Below are 344 nucleotides of genomic sequence, written 5' to 3'. Positions count from 1 at the left end.
CTGTCCGATAAAACCCATTCATTCATAGCACATGTTGTAGAGCGCCTATTCTTTGATGAATCCGTCCTTAACCATTAGTTGATGAGCTTTCTCCTTATCTTGTTCAGCTATAGGTTTATCCAGATAATAAGGCAATTCCTTTTTGGAGTCAATGAGTTCTATCAGCCTATCGTTCATAAGGCTATTAATCATATCCAAAATGGTTATGTCTAGCTCATTAGGTATTTCTTGACCTCTACCATATTTGGCAGCCATCTGATAGACAAATTCATAAATAGTTGATTGGCCGTTGGCCTCTAAGTAGATTAGTTGAGGCCATGGATCCATTGTAATCATTCGAGGGG

1 protein-coding gene is annotated in these 344 nt (G+C 38.7%); it reads right to left on the bottom strand.

Going from position 1 to position 344, the window contains the following annotated elements:
* Nucleotides 1-45: 45 nt before the first annotated feature.
* Nucleotides 46-344 (bottom strand): hypothetical protein (locus E1176_RS00100; RefSeq protein WP_222933027.1); only part of this gene is annotated, 299 nt, incomplete at its 5' end.

It is taken from the genome of Fulvivirga aurantia, assembly GCF_009711475.1.
Taxonomy (GTDB): Bacteria; Bacteroidota; Bacteroidia; order Cytophagales; family Cyclobacteriaceae; genus Fulvivirga; species Fulvivirga aurantia.
This window is presented reverse-complemented; position numbering and strand designations above follow the sequence as displayed.